The sequence below is a fragment of the Paraburkholderia sp. 2C genome (assembly GCF_054589215.1).
In genome coordinates this window covers 121317-140762 of the sequence record NZ_BAAILL010000046.1, presented here as the reverse complement: position 1 = coordinate 140762, position 19446 = coordinate 121317, and the positions used below count along the sequence as shown (strand labels likewise).

The following is a 19446-nucleotide window of genomic DNA, read 5'->3' as shown; positions in this document are numbered from 1 at the left end:
AAGGGGCTTGGGGGCTTGGGGGCTTGGGGGCTTGGGGGCTTGGGGGCTTGGGGGCTTGGGGGCTTGGGGGCTTGGGGGCTTGGGGGCTTGGGGGCTTGAGCGGCGAAATGCGGCGCGGCGCGGGCGGGTAGCCGGGTCACGTCTCTGTCGCAGCGGCAAGCTGACATCGCGAGACGCGCGATCAACCATTGCGCCGTTCGCGCGCCGCGTCGACGGTGCAAGCCAGCCGGCTTCGACGAGCGACTTCGCCGCCCGGCTGGCACGGGCGCGCACATTGCCACTACCATCAAGGTAGTTGCGCCCGCGGCGCGTGCCTTCGGGCGTACCGCGATCCGCGCCCTTTCTACCCGTACGCGCTTCCGAACGCTGCCATGACCGCTGCCAAGTCCTCCGCGTCTTCGTCCGCTGCTTCCTCTGCCCCTTCGTCGGCGGCGTCGGCTTCGTCGTCCGCGCAGTCTGCCGCGGCCGCGCCGATGCTCGTCAATCCGCACGACCGGCCGCTGCCGCTATACACCGTCGCCGAATTGCGCGCGCTCGAAACGCAGGCCGCGGCCGTGCTACCGCCGCACACGCTGATGGCGCGCGCCGGCGCCGCGGCCGCGCGCTTTCTGATGGAGCGGATCGCGCACGACGGTTCTGTCGATGGCGCGCATCCCGTGCTGCTGATCGCGGGGCCGGGCAACAACGGCGGCGATGCGCTCGTCGTCGCGGCGCAATTGCAGCGCGCGGGCGTCGCCGTCGAAGTCTGCATGCCGGTCGAAGTGAAACCCGACGACGCGCGCTGGGCGCTCAGCGAAGCGCGCGCGGCGGGCGTGAAGATCACGTCGACGCCGCCCGCGTCGTTCGACGGCTACGGCTGGCTGGTCGACGGCATGTTCGGCATCGGCCTCGCGCGGCCGCTCGAAGGCGTGTTCGCCGAGCTTGCGCAGCGCCTCGCGGCGCGCGCCGCGGGTACGCCCGGCGACGCGGCGCAGTCGCTGCATGTTTCCGGGTTCCCGATGACGGGAGCGATATCGACAGGCTCGCCGCCCGCGCACGGACGCGTGCTCGCACTCGACGTGCCGAGCGGTCTCGATAGCGATACCGGTAACGTCGTCGACGGCGGTGTCGCGGTCCGCGCCACCTGCACGGTCACCTTTATCGGCGCGAAGCCGGGGCTCTTTATGGGCCTGGGCCGCGATCTCGCGGGTACGGTGAGCGTCGCCCCGCTCGAACTCGACACAAGCGGGCATCACGCCGCCGCCGCGCAGCTGAATGCGCCGGCGCTTTTCGCCGCCCATTTCCCGCCGCGCGATTTCGCGACCCACAAAGGCACGTTCGGCAGCCTGGCGGTGGTCGGCGGCGATACCGGCATGTGCGGTGCGCCGATTCTCGCGGCGCGCGCCGCGCTTTATACGGGGGCCGGCAAGGTGCATGTCGCCTTGCTCGGCGAAGGCGGTCCGGCCTACGATCCGCCTCATCCCGAACTGATGCTGCATCCGATCGACGACTTGCCGCTCGAGAACATGGATGCGCTTTCGATCGGCTGCGGCATGGGCCATCGCGAGCGTGCGACGCGCGTGCTGCACGACGTTTTGCCGCTCGATCTGCCGAAACTTTTCGATGCCGATGCGCTGAACCTGCTCGCGCGCGATGCGTCGCTTGCGGCGGCGCTCGAGGCGCGCGGCTCACGCGATAACGACCCCGCGATTCTCACGCCGCATCCGCTCGAAGCCGCACGCCTGCTCGGCATCGACGCGCCGGCCGTGCAGCGCGACCGGCTCGCCGCGGCGCGCGCGCTGACGCGCCGCTTTGCGAGCGTCGTCGTGCTGAAAGGCACGGGCACGGTCATTGCTGCACCCGACGGCCGCATCGCGATCAATCCAACCGGCAACGCCGCGCTCGCGACGGGCGGCACCGGCGATGTGCTCGGCGGCATCATCGGCGCGCTGCTCGCGCAGGGCTTGCCGCGGTACGAGGCGGCGCTCGCAGGCGTCTATTTGCACGGGCTCGCCGCGGATGCGCTCACTGCGCGCGGCGACGGTCCGGCGGGATGTACCGCCGGGGAACTCGCGCCGATGGTGCGCAAGCTGTTGAACCGCCTGTTTTATCCGGCGCAGGGATAGACGTGCGTTGCCGGCTGGCGCCGGCCCGTGCATCCGACATTACGCCGCATGCACACCGGGCTGCAGCATCGGATACGTGAACAGCAAAAAGTGCGTCGCATTGAGCGCGAAGTGCGCGAGCACGGCCGCCCCGAGTCCGCCGAAGCGGTAGGCCAGCCCATAGCCGAGCCCCGCGACCGCGCTGAACACGACCCACAGCCATCCGCCCTCCGGCAAATGCATCAGGCCGAAGAACACCGACGCGACGACGAGCGCAAGCGTCCTGCCCAACGGACGGCCGTCCAGCAACCGCATCAGGCCGCCTTGCAGATAGCCGCGAAAGAATGCCTCCTCGACGACCGAAACGAGCAATAGGTTATTGACGAGGAAAAGCCACGCATCGGCCGGCCACTTCGGCTCCCAGACGACGAGCCGCATCGCGAGCGCGACGCCGATGCAGACGACCGACGTTAGAAGCCATCCGCCGATGCCCGCGGCAAGCGCAAGCGTCGCATTCTGCGGCCCGCGTACCCAGCGGAACATCAGCAGCAGCCAGAACGCGACGAGCGGCTTGTCGAGATTCAGGTACATCGAGAACGGCAGCGCGTCGACGGTGAAGCGCTGCGCATGAATCACGCGCGGATTGTGGAAGCCCGGCACCCAATGCAGGATCAGCGCGACAGCGAGCACGATGAAGAGCGCATGCGCGACGCGGCGCACGGCCGGCGGACGAGGCGGCAGCACCGCATAGGCGAGCACGATCAGCACCACGATGGTGGTGAGCGCCGCGGCGCCGAGCATGCCCGACGCGAGCGCCGCACCGTAACCGATCACGAGCAGCGCCACACCGATCGCGCGCCGCTCGATCAGCCACGTCGCGGGCGCCGCGAGAAAAATCGCGACCCAGGACAGGACGAACATCGAATCCCCGCAAAAGAATGCGCTCGCGCACGCGGCCGGCAGACACCTCGCATCGTTCCGGCGGATGGCCGGCTGCATGGCTGACCGGAGCGCTGCCAGCTCGTGGCGCAGAGCGAATGATCTGAATAAAACGGTCAAGCGCGACGATACCGTATCGCTGCATAACGCGCGCTGAACCCGGCATCGGATATCCGGTATCCGGAGCGGCGCGGCGGGTCGAGTCCCCTCGACGTCCCGTTATCTGGGGCTGCAGCCCCCGCACTGAACACTGCGATCGTGCGCCGCTATACTGAGTGACTGAATGCGTCGACGGCGCCCTGCCGCGATCCCGGAAAGCATGCCGGGTGCGCCGCCTCCCTTCGAGCCCCTTCGTTTGACGGACGGTTATGACCAAGATCACTTTTCCCGCCTGGACCTCGCTGCAAGCGCATTACGAGCAGATTCGCGATGCACGCCTGCGCGACTGGTTCAAACCCGAGAACGACCCCGCCCCGACCCGCGCCGAACGCTTCACGTATTCGGGCGGCGGTATCTCGGCCGATTTTTCGAAGAACCGCATCACCGATGAAACGCTGAAGCTGCTCGTCCAGCTCGCCCGCGAAGCAGGCGTCGAAAAGCGCCGCGACGCGATGTTCGCGGGCGAGATCGTCAACCCGACCGAGCACCGCGCGGTGCTGCACACCGCCTTGCGCGCGAGCGATCCGAACGCGCCGTTCAACGCGCAGGTAAAGGCCGAGCGCGCGAAGATGGCCGCATTCGCCACCCAGGTGCGCGACGGCAAGTGGACCGGTTACACGGGCAAGCGCATTCGCCATATCGTCAATATCGGCATCGGCGGCTCGGACCTCGGCCCGAAGATGGTCGTGCATGCGTTGAAACACATCGCGTCGCCCGATATCTCCGCGCATTTCGTGTCGAACGTCGACGGTGCGGACCTGTACCGTGTGATCGAGAATATCGATCCCGAAGAAACGCTGGCGATCGTCGTGTCGAAAACGTTTACGACGCTCGAAACGATGACGAATGCGCGCTCGATGCGCGACTGGTTCCTGCAGAAAGGCTGCCCGGAAAACCAGCTCGCGAAGCATTTTGTCGGCGTGTCGGCCAATCCCACCGAAGTGGTCAAGTTCGGTATCGCGCGCGAGAACGTGTTCGAGATGTGGGACTGGGTCGGCGGACGCTACTCGCTGTGGTCGGCGGTGGGGCTGTCGATCATGATCGCGATCGGACCGAAACATTTCGACGAACTGCTCGCCGGTGCGAATGAAATGGACCAGCATTTCCGCACCGCGCCGCTCGATCGCAACCTGCCCGTGCTGCTCGGCATGATCGGCATCTGGTATCGGAACTTCTTCGGCTCGCAGAGCTATCTCGTGGCGCCCTACTCGGAAGCGCTGCATTTCCTGCCGTCGTATCTGCAGCAGCTCGAGATGGAAAGCAACGGCAAGCAGGCGCGGCTTGACGGCACATTCGTCGACTACGCGACATCGGCGGTGACGTGGGGCGAGCCCGGCACGAACGGTCAGCACGCGTTTTTCCAGATGCTGCACCAGGGGCCGACGATCGTGCCGATCGATTTCATCGCGATTCTGACGCCCGAGCATCCGCTTGCCGACCATCATCCGAAGCTGCTCGCGAACTGCTTTGCGCAAAGCGAGGCGATGATGCTCGGCCGCACCGAAGAAGAAGCGAAGAAGGTCGCGGGCCCGGACAAGCCGCAGCTCGTGCCGCACATCATGTTCCCCGGCAACCGGCCGACCACGACGATCCTTGTCGATGCGCTGACCGCGCATTCGCTCGGCGCGCTGATTGCGCTCTACGAGCACAAGGTGCTCACGCAAGGCACGGTGTGGGACATCAACTCGTTCGACCAGTGGGGCGTCGAGCTCGGCAAGATTCTCGGCAAGGTCGTCGAGGCCGATCTGACCGCGGCGAGTCCCGAGGCGGGCAAGCACGATTCGTCGACGTCCGCGTTGATCGCGCGGGCACGGGCGGCGTTGAAGAAGTAGCGCTTCGCCTCGATGGAAGAAACGGGCCTTCGATTCCTTTCGAATCGAAGGCCCGCTTTTTTTGTTGTGTGCGTTTTGTGTGTGTGCGTTTTGTGTGTGTGTGCGTTTCGCGCTGTCTTAAACGAGCCGTCCCGCCTCGATCGTCACCGTCGTATCGCAGCGGCGCGCCAGCTCGATGTCATGCGTGACGAGCACGAGCGTCGCGCCGTTGGCGCGGTTCATCTCGAACATCAGATCGATAACCGCGTGGCCGGTCGCGGCGTCGAGGCTGCCGGTCGGTTCGTCGGCGAAGAGAATCGCCGGATGCGTGACGAATGCGCGCGCCAATGCGACCCGCTGCTGTTCGCCGCCCGACAGCAGCTTCGGATAGTGACGCATGCGCTCGCCGAGCCCAACCTGCGTGAGCAGCGCGCGCGCCCGCGCGACGATGTCGCGCGCGGCCATGCCGCCTTGCAGTTCGAGCGGCAGCGTGACGTTCTCGAGCGCCGTCAGATGCGGCATCAGCTGGAACGACTGGAATACGAAACCGACCGAGCCGCTGCGCAACGCGGCGCGCCCGTCTTCATCGAGTTCGGACAACTCACGGCCGAGCAAACGAACCGACCCCGACGTTGCGCTGTCCAACCCCGCGAGCAAGCCGAGCAGCGTAGACTTGCCCGACCCCGACGCACCGACAATCGCGACACGGCTGCTGGCTTCGATCGACAGATCGATGTTGTCGAGTATGGTTAGCTCGCCCGTCGCGTCCTTAACCTTCTTCGTCAAACCCCGCACTTCGATGACTGGATCGGATTTGTTTTGCATGTTGAAGCGTAGGTTGAAAGTGCATGCGCTTTTTCAGGCCGCGCTCGTCGCCGCTCGCGTGACGCCTATCGTGCTGGTCGCGAGTGTCGCGGCTCATGCCGATGCCGCTTCCGCTGCCGCTCCGACTTATACGCAGACCAATGCGCCGGCGAACACGCCCGCGGTTGCGGCCAAACCGGTGATAGTCGTGCTCGGCGACAGTCTCTCCGCCGAGTACGGCTTGCCGCGCGATACGGGCTGGGTGCAACTGATGCGGCAGCGTCTCGCCGATCAGCGGCTCGATTATAGCGTTGCGAACGCAAGCATCAGCGGCGACACCACAAGCGGCGGACGCGCCCGTCTGCCGGTGCTGCTCGAGCGGCTCAAGCCCGCTATCGTGATTGTCGAACTGGGCGCCAATGACGCATTGCGCGGCGTGCCGCTCTCAACCACCGAAGACAACCTGCGTACGATCATCGAGCAAGCGCAGCAGGCTCACGCGAAGGTCGTGCTGATCGGTATGTACGTTCCGCCTAATTACGGTCCCGACTACACACAAAAGTTCCATGGCATGTACGGCACGTTGTCGAGCGAACTGCACGTGCCGCTCGTGCCGTTTCTGCTCGCCGGCATCGCGAACAAACCCGATATGTTTCAGGCCGATCAGATTCACCCGACGCAGCAGGCACAGCCCGTGCTACTCGACAACGTGTGGCCTGCGGTCAAACCGCTTCTTCGCACAACGTCGACGCGGTGAACAGCACGCTAACATCTTGTTTCCTAATATTGGGGAACGTGCCCGGATGAGGTCTATCTGACACTATCGCCGGCCCCGCAAACCGGCTCTTTTTGTAAGCGACTATGAAGGAGATGACGTGAAACACTTACCTCTTATCGCTTTGACAGTGGCGATCTCCGCTTGTGCCGCTCAACCGCCTGCAGGTGTGCAGTCGGTGGGTACGAGTCAGCAACCTCCCGCAGCCGTCGGCAAGTGCATCGCACAGAAATGGGCCGACAAGTCGCAACAACAGGTCGTGTCGCAGAACACGCTGGCCTGGGATAAGGCCATGGACGTGTACGTGCCTGGTCAGCAACCCCCTAACGGCTCAGCCGCACTCGTGCGTCCGTCGTATCAGGGCTCCGGAACGTGGGTGGGTTTCCGGCCGGGCTCAGGCGGTGGCAGCGCGGATACCGGCGACATCAGCGGTTGCCTGTAGCTCGCGTTTGCCTGAACCATTCGAAGTACCAGGAGAAAAGGAAAAGCCCCGCATTTGCGGGGCTTTTTTCTGCGTGATGCGTTTCGGTGATGCGTTTCGGTGATGCGTTTGAGTGATGCGTTTCCGCGATGCATATGCATGCGAAGGCGCATACGCATGCGCGTGCATCCGACCTCGCGTGCTAGTCGCCACTCGACGAAGTTTGCGGGCTATCGAGCGAGCCGAACAGCTCGACCTTCGAGCGCACGCGCAACGCATCGAGATACGCCTGCATCTGCGCCTGCGCATCGACCTGCGCGATCTGCTGCTGCGCGCCCGCGAGATGCTGCGGATCGACGGCCGCCGGCGGCACGATCGCGTTCACGCGATAGATTGCGTAGCCGTCGCTGCCGAGATCGACACCGACATAGGCCGGCAATTTCTGCGCATCGACCTTGTAAATTGCGCTCAATGCGGCAGGCGGCACGCCTTGCGGATCGTTGCGCGACACCTTCAACGCCGACGAGAAACCCGCCGTCGATTTCGACTTCTGCAGATCGGCAAGCTTCGCTGCGCCTTCCTTCTGCGCGAGCTCGGCCGATTGTTGCGCGATCACCTTCTGGCGAACCGCATCCTTGATCTTGTCGAGCGGCGGCACTTCGGCCGGCTTGAAATCGGTGACGTGCGCGGAGATCAGCGTGTTGTTGCCGACGTCGATCGCCTGCGTGTTGTTACGGTCCTTGACCGAGTCGCTTGCGAATACGGCCGCGAGAAACTTCGGATTGTTGAGCGGGCTGTCGGGCGGCAGCGCCGGACTCGGATGATCGGTGACGGTGGCCGTCTGAACCTGCAGCTTGTATTTGTCGGCAGCGGGCTTGAGGCTCTTCGCCTGTTCATAGACGATCGACGTGAAGCCCTCCGAATCGTCGCTGAAGGTCTTCGCGGCCTGTTGTGCCTGCACGTCCTTCTGAATGGCCTGCTTGACGTCGTCGAACGGCTTCGTGACGGCCGGCTTCACGTCGGTCGCCTTGATGATGTGATAGCCGAAGTCGGTCTGCACGAGATTGCTGACCTCGTCCTTCTTGAGGCTGAACACGGCATCGTCGAAGGCCTTGCCGCCCGCGATCATGCCGCGCGTGAAGTAACCGAGATCGCCGCCCTTCGATGCCGAGCCCGGATCCTGCGATTCCTTCTGGGCGATCGCGGCGAACTGATCGGGATGCGCCTTCACTTCCGCGAGAATCTGTTCGGCCTTCTGCTTCGCCTTGTCCTTGTCAGCCGCGCTCGCATCCTTCGGCGCCGTGATCAGGATATGGCTCGCGCGCACTTCGCCTTCGGTGCGATAGTGCGCGATGTTGTCTTCGTAGTACTTCTTGAGGTCCGCGTCGGTCGGCTGCGTGGCGGCCGCGAGCGTGGCCGGCGACATCACGACGTATTCGATCGTCGCCGTCGCGGGCGTCTGGAATTCGCTCTTATGCGCGTCGTAAAAGGCCTGCAGCTGCGCGTCGGTCGGCTGCACTTTCGATGCGAAGTCCTGCGCGCGGAACGCGAGACCCTGCACTTCGCGCTGCTGTTCGGCGAGTTCCGTGAGACGCTGCGCGAGCGCCTTCGGCACGAACGCGGTACTCTGGATCGCCGCCGGCAACTGCTGCATGGCCATGCCGTAGCGGACCTGCTCCTGATACTGATCGGGCGTCATGCCCTGCATGGCGAGCAATTGTTTGTAGCGATCGAGATCGATCGTGCCGTCGGGCTTTTTCAGCGATGCGATAACGGGGTCGTTCATCAGCGCGCGGCGCAGCGCATCGTCGGAAACCGTCAGATGCAGCCGTTGCGTTTCGTCGGCGAGCACGCGCTGCTGGATGATGCCGTCGAGCATGTCCTTGCGCCGCTCCGGCGTATCGAACGCCTTCATGTCGAACTGGTTGCCGAGCATCTGACGCGCGCGATCCAGTTGCATGCGCATCGAGTTGTCGTATTCGGCGCGGGTGATCTTGTGTCCGTTGACGCTTGCGACGTTCGCGCTCTCGTCAAAGAAACCGCGGAAGCCCTGGATGCCCACGAAGCCCAAGCCCGGCAGGATAACCAGCACGAGCATGAACATCATCAGACGTTGGTGATTGCGGAAAAAATCGAGCATGCTTTCAAGCGCGGAAACAGTCCACAGGAAATCCAGTGGACAGGGTTGCAAGAACGGGGTGGCCGAAAAACGGAACGCCCGATAGTACAACAGCGGACAACAAAAAAGGCGAACCGGAGTTCGCCTCGCAGTTCGCCTTGCTAGGATGCTGGCGGAGTGGACGGGACTCGAACCCGCGACCCCCGGCGTGACAGGCCGGTATTCTAACCGACTGAACTACCACTCCTTATTACCGACTGATTGCTCAGTGTGACTGCTCAATACTCGCGACGACTGGAACTGGTGGGTGCTGAGAGGCTCGAACTCCCGACCTACGCCTTGTAAGGGCGCCGCTCTACCAACTGAGCTAAGCACCCGTTCCTGATGCGCGCGACTCATGTGCCATTGTTATAGGCCATTTATCGTTCGCGTCGTCATTCGCTGCTGACTGAAGCGCGGACTCGCTTGGGGAAGAATGCACCCTGGGAAAATACACCCCGGGAAGGTACACCCCGAATCGCACCCCTTCAGAAACCTTTCGCCCTCAGCCAGAGAGCCTGCTAGTTTAACGCATCCTTCAGAGCTTTACCAGGTCTAAATTTCGGCACCTTGGCTGCCTTGATCTTGATCGCGGCGCCGGTGCGCGGATTGCGACCCGTGCGCGCGGTGCGCTTGCCGACCGCGAAGGTGCCGAAGCCGACCAGCGTGACCGAACCACCCTTCTTCAACGTGCCCTTGACGCCGCCAATCATGGCGTCGAGCGCGCGTCCTGCCGCCGCTTTCGAAATATCGGCTTGTTCGGCAATGTGGTCGACCAATTCCGTTTTATTCATTCCAACCCCCGAGAATGTTGTTGGCAATCGTTAATGCGCCTGTAATGCGCGCGCTTTATAAAACGGCCCGGCAGAAACGCCGGGCCGTTTATTAGAATGAGCCGAAACCGCCGTGTCAACCGGGGTTGGGCCCAATCCAGGCGGTTTTTTACAGGGTTTTCATGACAAATTTTTGCGACCCCGGTCGATGCGCGCGCAAGTCATTGCACAAGGCGCGACGGTGGTGCAAACGTTTGGCAGAGACGGCTATAAAAGCCGGTTCTTGTGCGTCAGCGAAAAATAAAAAACCCGCGGCGTGAGCCGCGGGTTTTTGCATGATGCTTTCGTTTCTGTCAGCCAGCTTCCATCCACTCCAGTCGGTCAGCTTAGTGCTTGACGACTTCGCTGGCCGTGCCGGACTCGGTCGCCGCTTCGCCCACGGGCGTCGCCGGCTTCGGCTCTTCCTCGGGCAGCGGCGCCGGCGTACGCTCGAGCGCGAGTTCGAGCACCTTGTCGATCCAGCGGACCGGCACGATTTCAATCGCGTTCTTCACGTTGTCAGGAATCTCCGTCAGATCCTTGACGTTCTCTTCCGGAATCAGCACGAGCTTGATGCCACCGCGGTGCGCCGCGAGCAGCTTTTCCTTCAGCCCGCCGATCGGCAGCACTTCGCCGCGCAACGTGATTTCACCCGTCATCGCAACATCGGCGCGCACCGGAATGCCCGTCAGCACCGACACGAGCGCCGTCGTCATCGCGATACCGGCGGACGGACCGTCCTTCGGCGTCGCGCCTTCGGGCACGTGGATGTGGATGTCCTGCTTGTCGAACGCCTCGTCCTTGATGCCAAGACGACGCGAACGCGAGCGCACCACCGAACGCGCCGCTTCGACCGACTCCTTCATCACGTCGCCGAGCGAACCGGTGCGGATCACATTGCCCTTGCCGGGCATCACCGCCGCTTCGATCGTCAGCAGATCGCCGCCGACTTCGGTCCATGCGAGACCCGTGACCTGGCCGATCTGGTTTTCCTTCGCAGCCAGACCGAAATCGTACTTGCGCACGCCGAGGAACGTGTCGAGATTGCCGCCATCGACGGTCACCGCGCCATCCGCCTTCTTCAGCAGCAGCATCTTCACGACCTTGCGGCAGATCTTCGACACTTCACGCTCGAGCGAGCGCACGCCCGCTTCACGCGTGTAGTAGCGAATGATGTCGCGGATCGCGCTTTCGGTCACGTCGATCTCGCCGGTACGCAAGCCGTTGTTCTTCTTCTGCTTGGGCAGCAGGTAACGTTGCGCGATGCTGACCTTCTCGTCTTCCGTGTAACCCGACAAACGGATCACTTCCATCCGGTCGAGCAGCGGCGGCGGGATGTTCAGCGAGTTCGACGTGGCGACGAACATCACGTCCGACAGATCGAAATCGACCTCGACGTAGTGATCGGCAAACGTATGGTTCTGCTCCGGATCGAGCACCTCGAGCAGCGCCGACGACGGATCGCCGCGGAAATCCATGCCCATCTTGTCGACTTCGTCGAGCAGGAAGAGCGGATTGCGCACGCCGACCTTGGTCAGGCTCTGCAGGATCTTGCCCGGCATCGAACCGATATACGTGCGACGGTGACCGCGAATCTCGGCTTCATCACGCACGCCGCCCAGCGCCATACGCACGAACTTGCGATTCGTTGCGCGCGCAATCGACTGTCCAAGCGAGGTCTTGCCGACACCCGGGGGCCCGACGAGGCACAGGATCGGCGCCTTCACCTTGTCCACGCGTTGCTGGACCGCGAGATATTCGAGAATCCGTTCCTTGACCTTTTCGAGGCCGAAGTGATCTTCGTCGAGCACGCGTTCCGCATTCGACAGGTCGTTGTTGACCTTGCTCTTCTTGCGCCACGGCAAGCCGATCAGCGTGTCGATGTAGTTGCGCACGACCGTCGCTTCCGCGGACATCGGCGACATCAGCTTCAGCTTCTTGAGCTCGGCATCGGCCTTCTTCTTGGCTTCCTTCGGCATGCGCGCGGCCGTGATGCGTTTCTCGAGTTCTTCGAGATCCGCACCCTCTTCGCCTTCGCCCAGTTCCTTCTGGATAGCCTTGACCTGCTCGTTCAGGTAGTACTCGCGCTGGCTCTTCTCCATCTGACGCTTGACGCGCCCGCGGATGCGCTTTTCCACCTGCAGAATGTCGATTTCGGCTTCGAGTTGCGCGAGCAGATGCTCGAGGCGCTCGATAACCGGGAACATCTCCAGAATGTGCTGCTTCTGGTCGAGCTTGAGCGGCAGATGCGCGGCAATCGTATCCGCGAGACGGCCCGCTTCGTCGATGCCCGACAGTGACGTCAAAATTTCCGGCGGGATCTTCTTGTTCAACTTCACGTACTGGTCGAACTGCGAGACGATCGCACGGCGCAGCGCTTCGGTTTCAGCGCTATCGGCGTGATCGGGCTCGAGCGGCATGACTTCGCACGAGAACTGCGTTTCCTGTTCTTCGATCGACAGCGTTTTGGCGCGCTGCAACCCTTCGACGAGCACCTTCACCGTGCCGTCGGGCAACTTCAGCATTTGCAGGATGTTCGCGACGCACCCTACTTCGTACATGTCCTTTTCGGTGGGTTCGTCTTTGGCCGCCGTTTTCTGGGCGACAAGCATGATGTGCTTGCCACCTTCCATCGCCGCTTCCAGCGCCTTGATCGACTTAGGCCGCCCGACGAAGAGCGGGATCACCATGTGCGGAAAGACGACCACGTCTCGCAGCGGGAGCAGCGGGAGCGTGACGCGTTCCGGCGGGAGGAGTTGGGTTCCTGACATTTCATTTCCCCATGAGTGGAATCAGTTTCGTTCGGTAATTAAGGCCGCGAGAAAGGATTGCAAGCCTACGCGTGTGGAGAAAAGTTCAGTGACACCAAAAAAGCAGTCCAGCCTGACCACAAGATAAACGAAAAAAGCCGTTCACGTCGCCATGAACGGCCTTTTCTCAAAAATCGGGAAGCGCCGATCAATTCGAACCCGCTACCTTCGGTGCGTCTTCATAGATCAGCAGCGGCTTGCCGTCGCCGTCGATCACGTTGTCGTCGATGATGACCTTGCTGACGCCCTTCATTGCCGGCAATTCGTACATCACGTCGAGCAACGCCTGTTCCAGAATCGAACGCAAACCGCGAGCGCCCGTCTTGCGGCGGATCGCCTTACGGGCCACAGCCTGCAGCGCGGCCGGCCGGATTTCCAGTTCGACGCGCTCCATGTTGAAGAGCTTATGGTATTGCTTGACGAGCGCGTTCTTCGGTTCGACCAGAATTTTCATCAATGCCGCTTCGTCGAGCTTGCCGAGCGTCGCGACCACCGGCAAACGGCCGATCAATTCGGGAATCAACCCGAATTTGATCAGATCCTCCGGCTCGACATCGCGCAGCACTTCGCCGGCGTCGCGGTCCTGCTTGCTCTTGACGCTGGCGCCGAAACCGATCCCGGTCTTCTCGGTACGGTCGACAATCACTTTTTCCAGACCGTCGAACGCGCCGCCGCAGATGAACAGAATATTGGTCGTGTCGACCTGGATGAAATCCTGATTCGGATGCTTACGGCCGCCTTGCGGCGGCACCGACGCCATCGTGCCTTCGACGAGCTTCAGCAGCGCCTGCTGCACGCCCTCGCCCGACACGTCGCGCGTGATCGACGGGTTGTCCGACTTGCGGCTGATCTTGTCGATTTCGTCGATATAGACGATACCGCGCTGCGCCTTGTCAACTTCGTAGTTGCAGTTTTGCAGCAGCTTCTGAATGATGTTCTCGACGTCCTCGCCGACGTAGCCCGCTTCGGTCAACGTCGTTGCGTCCGCAATCACAAATGGGACGTTGAGCAGTCGCGCGAGTGTTTGCGCGAGCAGCGTCTTGCCGGAGCCGGTCGGGCCGATCAGCAGGATGTTGCTCTTCGACAACTCGATCTCGTCTTTCTTGTCGAGATGCTTCAGACGCTTGTAATGGTTGTAGACGGCCACCGCGAGAATTTTCTTCGCGCGTTCCTGGCCGATAACGTATTGATCGAGAATCTCGCGGATTTCTTGCGGGCTCGGTAAATCTGACTTCGACATACCGGTTTCGAGCCCCGCGCCTGCCGCCTCGTCGCGGATGATTTCGTTGCACAGGTCGATGCATTCATCGCAGATGAACACCGACGGGCCAGCGATCAGCTTTTTGACCTCGTGCTGACTTTTGCCGCAAAACGAGCAATACAACAGCTTCTCGCTGTTCGAACCTTTTTTGTCCGCCATAGATATGTGAGCCTCCGGACACTCCGAGTAACATGATACGCCGTTTGCCCCGCCCCCACTCCGGGGCGGGCATGTGCAAAGCTGACGGCGTTTGCCGCAGGCGATCAGACGGGTCTTATTATTTCACAACGCTTTTACCCGGCGCTCTTTCCCCTATTTGTCGGAAAAACGCGCCGGATCAGCGACGCCCGGGCACCATTAACGACGCGGCTTAAGGACGCCGATTAAGGACGCCGCTTAAGGACGCTTGTGCAGCACCTGGTCAACGAGACCGTACGCCTGAGCATCGTCACCGGACATGAAGTTGTCGCGGTCCGTATCGCGCTGAATGCGTTCGACCGGCTGACCCGTGTGATGGGACAGTAGTTGATTCAGCCGTTCCTTCAAATACAGGATTTCACGGGCCTGGATTTCGATGTCCGACGCCTGACCGCGCGCGCCGCCCAGCGGCTGGTGAATCATCACGCGCGCATTGGGCAACGCAAAACGCTTGCCCTTTGCGCCCGCTGCGAGCAGGAAAGCGCCCATGCTGGCGGCAAGACCCATGCACAGTGTCGACACATCAGGCTTGATGAACTGCATGGTGTCGTAAATGGCCATGCCAGCCGACACCGAACCACCCGGGCTGTTGATATAGAAACTGATGTCCTTGTCCGGGTTTTCACTCTCGAGGAACAACAGCTGCGCGATCACGAGATTCGCGGTCTGATCGTTCACTTCGCCGACGAGGAACACGACGCGCTCTTTCAGGAGACGCGAGTAGATGTCGTACGAGCGCTCGCCACGGCCGCTCGTTTCGACGACGATCGGCACGAGACCGAGCGCCTGCGCTTCAAGATCCCGATCCCTCGATTGCGAGGTCAGCGTCTGGGACGTCAACGTGTCCAGCATTTGCGCGCGGAAGGTCATGCAATGGATCCTTGTCTGGAAATAAGTACTGGACAGGTGAGTGCTGCTTGAGCGCTATTCAAGTATCAGTCGGACAACAAAAACCCGAAAAGCAAAAACGGCGTGCAGCCGTCGCTCGGACAGCCGGCACGCCGTAGCAGCAACGCTTAAGCCTGTTGCGCCGTTGCGCTTGCCAGCTCTTCGAAGCTCACTTCCTTGTCCGTCACCTTTGCCTTGCTGAGCACGAAATCGACGACGTTCGATTCGACGACGAACGCTTCCATCTCGGCAAGGCGTTGCTGGTTCGAATAATACCAGCGGACGACTTCCTTCGGGTCTTCGTAGCTCTTCGCAAATTCGTCGACTTCAGCGCGAATCTGCTCAGGCTTCGCCTGCAGGTCGTTGGCCTTCACGAGTTCGGCGAGCACGAGGCCGAGCTTCACGCGGCGCTCTGCCTGCTCCTTGAACATTTCACCCGGAATCGGCGCGTTCTGCGCGTTCGGCACACCACGTTGCACGAGATCCTGGCGCGCCATTTCGACGAGACGCTGCTGGTCCTGTTCGATAAGCGCCTTCGGCACGTCGAGTTCGGAGATTTTCAGGAGCGCATCCATGACCTGGTTCTTCACGACAGCCTGCGTACGGCGCTTCGCTTCACGCTCGAGATTATCTTTGATCTCGCCGCGCATCTTGGTCAGATCGCCGTCTTCGATGCCGAGCGACTTCGCGAACTCGCCGTCGATTTCGGGCAGGTGCGGCCATTCGATCTTCTTCATCGTGATCGTGAACTGCGCGGTCTTGCCGGCCACGTCCTTGCCGTGATAGTCGTCCGGGAACTTGAGGTCGAATTCGCGCGCTTCGCCGACCGAAAGACCTAGCGCGGCCTTTTCGAATTCCGGCAGCATCCGGCCTTCACCGAGCACGAACGCGAAGTCTTCCGCACTGCCGCCCTCGAACGCTTCGCCTTCGAGCTTGCCGACGAAGTCGACCGTCACGCGGTCGCCGTCTTTCGCTGCCGTGTCCGCGCCGCCGTCGCCATGCGCGCCGGCTTCGCCGCGCGCATGGTAATGCACGCGCTGCTTGCGCAGGATGTCGAGCGTGCGGTCGATTTCCGCGTCGCTGATCGTGGTCGTGGTTCGCTCGATTTCGGCGGTCGCCACGTCGCCCAGCTGCACTTCCGGATAAACCTCGAAGGTTGCGTCAAACGCATAGGCGTTTTCTTCCGCATCGGTCTTCGGGCTGAAGCTCGGCTGACCGGCCACGCGCAGATTCTCCGCGCGGCTGATGTCGAAGAATTCCTTGCCGACCTTGTCGCTCAGCACTTCGGCTTCCACCTGACCGGAATACTGCTGAGTCACCATCTTGAGCGGCACCTTGCCCGGACGAAAGCCGGGCATGCGCACGTTCTTCGCCAGTTGACGGATGCGCGAATCCACTTCTTTCTGCACGGCATCCTTCGGCAGGGAAATCGTCACGCGGCGTTCGAGCTTGCCGAGGTTCTCAACAACGTTAGCCATGGCTTCAATCGTCCTAAAATTATTCGAGCGAATCAGTTATCTTTTCTGCGCCTTCCGCCGACGTCCGAATTGCTGACAGTCTCAACCATTGAGTGCCGCTTCGGCGTCGCTCCTCAGTCTTGCCGCTTGCACACCAGGTTCATGCCGGCCGGGTACCGCCTGCTGCGGCTTGATACCCGCCTGGTACCGCTCGATGCCGACTGCACGCTGGCTGCACGCCGCCGCTTGCACGCACGGTGCGGACGCAGTTTGGGTCAGAGAGCCAAATATTTTACCAAACTATTTGCGCGGTCCACCGCGAATCGACGTTCGGCCGGACGCGGCGGCATTTTTGGGGCGATTTCGAGGTCGATTTCGCGCCGCCGATGCTGCGCCTATGCTTGAAGAAAACGGCCCGCGCGAACCCTTCGCGCAATCCGCCTGCGACGCCGCTCGTCGCTTCGCGCAACGTGTGTTCGCACAACGATCCGCCCTATGCCATCTGGCATATTCAGTCGCAAGCGCCATGCTGCTAAGCTAGCGGACGCGGTCGGGCAGGCCGGCTTCAACACCGTTGCCCGTGCCGCGCACACCGGCCACAACACCAATCATCACGAGACATCATGCCTAATCCGTCGTCCGCGCCTGTCGTTGTCATCGCTCCTGATTCGTTCAAAGGCTCGCTTAGCGCCGAAGAGGTCGCGCAGGCGATCGCCGACGGCATTCGCCGCGCACGCGCGGACGCGAACATTCGCATCTGCCCGATGGCCGATGGCGGCGAAGGCACGCTCGACGCAATGCTTTCGCGCGGCGGCGAACGCCGCACGCTGACCGTGCGCGGCGCGGCCGGCCCCGCGCGCGATGCGGCCACGGGACTTGTCGGCGACGGCAGCGCGATCATCGAAACAGCCGAAGTGGTCGGCATTACGGATCCGGTCGGCATGGGCGTGCCGGTCGAAGACCGCAGCACGCGCGGCATGGGCGAAGCGATTCGCGCTCTGCTCGACGAAGGCGTGCGCCGCTTCTATGTCGCACTCGGCGGAAGCAGCACGAACGACGGCGGCGCGGGTCTGCTGGTCGGCCTCGGCCTCAGGATTTTCGATGCGCAGGGCAACGAACTCGAACCGACTCCGGAACAACTCGCGCGCGCCGCGCGAGTCGATGTGTCGCAACTCGATGCGCGGCTCGCCGAAGCGACATTCGTCGGCATGTCCGATGTCGATAATCCGCTTACCGGCGACCATGGCGCAACCGCGGTGTTCGGTCCGCAGAAGGGCGTGAAGCCCGATCAGGTCATCGCGATCGACGCCGCCCTCGCCCGCTTTGCCGATCTGCTCGAGCCCGCGCTTGCGCGCAACGCGCGCGACCTGCCCGGCGCCGGCGCAGCCGGCGGCCTCGGCTTCGCGCTGCATATGCTCGGCGCGCAGTTCGAACCGGGGGCCGAAGTGGTAGCGCGGCAAATCGGCCTCGACGCAGCATTGCAGGACGCGGACTGGCTTATCACCGGCGAAGGCCGTTCGGACGTGCAAACACTGCACGGCAAAGCGCCCTTCATCGCATGCCGCCACGCGCGCGCGGCCGGTGTGCCCGCGACGCTGCTCTCGGGCGCGATCGATCCGGCCGCGCTGCCGCGACTCACGGAACACTTCAGTGGATGCTTTTCGCCCGCGCCCGGACCCATCACGCTCGAGACCGCGATTCGCGACGCGGCGCGTTTGCTCGCGAATGAAGCGGAGCAATTGACGCGTCTGCGATACGACATGCACCGCATGCGTTGACCCGCGGAGCGGATGCGGCAACAATCACAGCGCCACGACCGCATTCACTCCCAACAGGAAGACCATGAAGGCCTCCGATAAAGCCGGACTCGAACAGTTTCTGACGTATCGTCTGCACATACTCAACAAACTCTCCGAGCGCGGTATCAGTGATCGATATCTGGAGAAGCTTGGCGTGACGCTGCCTGAAGCGCGCGTGATTGCATCGGTTGGCTCGTTCGGTCCGTTTTCGATCATGGACCTCGCGCGCCATGCAAACCTCGACAAAAGTCAGGCGAGCCGCGCGGCCGAAGCGCTGATCAAGCAGGGGCTCGTGCGACGCGAAGCAAGCGACGACGACGGACGGGTCGTGCTCGTTTCGCTGACCACCGAAGGGCGTGCGCTGTATCGCAAAGTCATGCCGATCGCGCGCAAGTGGAACAGCGACCTGTTCGATTGCCTCGACGAGCGCGAAAAAGCCGTGCTCGGCGCCACACTGGACAAGGTCATCGATGCTGCGCTCGAGCGCGATGAAGAGTAGCAACACCGGGTAGACGCTGCGATTCGACGCCACGCCGCTTCAAGGTCGCGCACAGAGTCGTGCTTCAAAGTCGTGCTTCAAAGTCGTGCTTCAAAGTCGTGCTTCAAAGCCCGCTGTTCGCGGCCCTCTGCCGCAACAACCCGAGCACCGCATCGCAAAACGGCGTCGGCACATCAAGCTTGCGGCCCAGTTCGGGAAATACGCCGAGAATGGGCTCGACCTCGAGCGGCCGTCCCGCCTCGAAGTCCTGCAGCATCGAGGTCCTGAACGCGCCCAGTTTGCGCGTGACCGCGAGACGCTCGTCCGGACTCATGCCGGCCGACAGCCCGAGCCGTGCGCCGATTGCCGCAGCCTCTTCCATCATCCGCAGCACGAGCGCGTGCGTCAGCGGATCGTCGAGCAGACGGTCCGCGGTCGAGCCGGTCAACGCGCTGAGCGGGTTCATGTTCATATTGCCCCACAGCTTCGCCCATATCTCCGCGCGAATCGCGTCGGATAGCGCGACGTCGAAACCGCCGATCCGCATGGCCTCCGCAAACGCGGCCGCCTGCTCGCTCAAGCCGCCATTCGC

General features: G+C 62.6%; 15 protein-coding genes and 2 tRNA genes. 6 read left to right on the top strand and 11 right to left on the bottom strand.

The window, feature by feature from the left end:
* Nucleotides 1-473 precede the first annotated feature (473 nt).
* Nucleotides 474-2105 (top strand): NAD(P)H-hydrate dehydratase, encoded by a 1632-nt coding sequence (locus ACYPXD_RS24340; RefSeq protein ID WP_459717076.1) that lies wholly within the window; start codon nt 474-476, stop codon nt 2103-2105.
* Between the two features lie 39 nt (nt 2106-2144).
* On the opposite strand, the gene ACYPXD_RS24335 is transcribed toward ACYPXD_RS24340, so the two are convergent.
* Complete coding sequence (locus ACYPXD_RS24335; RefSeq protein WP_459717052.1) at nt 2145-3005, bottom strand: CPBP family intramembrane glutamic endopeptidase; 861 nt, start codon at nt 3003-3005, stop codon at nt 2145-2147.
* A 386-nt stretch (nt 3006-3391) separates the two neighbouring features.
* Between ACYPXD_RS24335 and pgi the strand changes: the two genes are divergently transcribed.
* Nucleotides 3392-5014, top strand: coding sequence for a glucose-6-phosphate isomerase (pgi, locus tag ACYPXD_RS24330; RefSeq protein ID WP_459717050.1), 1623 nt, complete (start codon nt 3392-3394; stop codon nt 5012-5014).
* Nucleotides 5015-5131: 117 nt separating this feature from the next.
* Here pgi and ACYPXD_RS24325 read toward each other — a convergent pair whose 3' ends face one another.
* Nucleotides 5132-5818: an ABC transporter ATP-binding protein gene (locus ACYPXD_RS24325; protein ID WP_459717048.1), complete on the bottom strand. Its 687-nt coding sequence runs from the start codon at nt 5816-5818 to the stop codon at nt 5132-5134.
* On the opposite strand from ACYPXD_RS24325, the gene ACYPXD_RS24320 reads away from it, so the two are divergent.
* Nucleotides 5817-6554 carry an arylesterase gene (locus tag ACYPXD_RS24320; protein WP_459717046.1) on the top strand — a complete coding sequence of 246 codons (738 nt, stop codon included), beginning with the start codon at nt 5817-5819 and terminating at the stop codon, nt 6552-6554. The two genes, ACYPXD_RS24325 and ACYPXD_RS24320, sit on opposite strands and share 2 nt — an antisense overlap.
* 118 nt (nt 6555-6672) lie before the next feature.
* Nucleotides 6673-7014: a hypothetical protein gene (locus ACYPXD_RS24315; RefSeq protein ID WP_459717045.1), complete on the top strand. Its 342-nt coding sequence runs from the start codon at nt 6673-6675 to the stop codon at nt 7012-7014.
* A 181-nt stretch (nt 7015-7195) separates the two neighbouring features.
* Here ACYPXD_RS24315 and ACYPXD_RS24310 read toward each other — a convergent pair whose 3' ends face one another.
* From ACYPXD_RS24310 to tig, 8 genes are all read right to left on the bottom strand, one after another.
* On the bottom strand, nt 7196-9133 hold the full coding sequence (locus ACYPXD_RS24310; protein WP_459717042.1) for a SurA N-terminal domain-containing protein: 1938 nt from the start codon (nt 9131-9133) through the stop codon (nt 7196-7198).
* 149 nt (nt 9134-9282) lie between these two features.
* Nucleotides 9283-9359: transfer RNA gene (locus tag ACYPXD_RS24305), tRNA-Asp, on the bottom strand.
* Between the two features lie 54 nt (nt 9360-9413).
* A tRNA-Val gene (locus ACYPXD_RS24300) sits at nt 9414-9489 on the bottom strand.
* Nucleotides 9490-9672: 183 nt separating this feature from the next.
* A complete protein-coding gene (locus ACYPXD_RS24295) occupies nt 9673-9945 on the bottom strand; it encodes an HU family DNA-binding protein (RefSeq protein WP_459717039.1) in 273 nt (90 codons plus the stop codon).
* 365 nt (nt 9946-10310) lie between these two features.
* Nucleotides 10311-12734 (bottom strand): endopeptidase La, encoded by a 2424-nt coding sequence (gene lon / locus ACYPXD_RS24290; RefSeq protein WP_459717037.1) that lies wholly within the window; start codon nt 12732-12734, stop codon nt 10311-10313.
* Between the two features lie 187 nt (nt 12735-12921).
* Entirely contained in the window at nt 12922-14193 is a 1272-nt protein-coding gene (gene clpX / locus ACYPXD_RS24285; protein WP_219799963.1) for an ATP-dependent Clp protease ATP-binding subunit ClpX, read from the bottom strand.
* A 237-nt stretch (nt 14194-14430) separates the two neighbouring features.
* Nucleotides 14431-15102, bottom strand: a complete 672-nt coding sequence (gene clpP / locus ACYPXD_RS24280) for an ATP-dependent Clp endopeptidase proteolytic subunit ClpP (protein ID WP_075157265.1) — start codon at nt 15100-15102, stop codon at nt 14431-14433.
* A gap of 146 nt (nt 15103-15248) precedes the next feature.
* On the bottom strand, nt 15249-16598 hold the full coding sequence (tig, locus tag ACYPXD_RS24275) for a trigger factor (protein ID WP_459717032.1): 1350 nt from the start codon (nt 16596-16598) through the stop codon (nt 15249-15251).
* A 602-nt stretch (nt 16599-17200) separates the two neighbouring features.
* Here tig and ACYPXD_RS24270 point away from each other — a divergent pair.
* Complete coding sequence (locus ACYPXD_RS24270) at nt 17201-18355, top strand: glycerate kinase (protein ID WP_459717029.1); 1155 nt, start codon at nt 17201-17203, stop codon at nt 18353-18355.
* A gap of 64 nt (nt 18356-18419) precedes the next feature.
* Complete coding sequence (locus tag ACYPXD_RS24265) at nt 18420-18875, top strand: MarR family winged helix-turn-helix transcriptional regulator (RefSeq protein ID WP_459717027.1); 456 nt, start codon at nt 18420-18422, stop codon at nt 18873-18875.
* Nucleotides 18876-18978: 103 nt separating this feature from the next.
* Here the strand turns inward: ACYPXD_RS24265 and ACYPXD_RS24260 are convergent.
* The coding region (locus tag ACYPXD_RS24260; protein WP_459717025.1) for a ketopantoate reductase C-terminal domain-containing protein at nt 18979-19446 on the bottom strand (468 nt) is incomplete at its 5' end.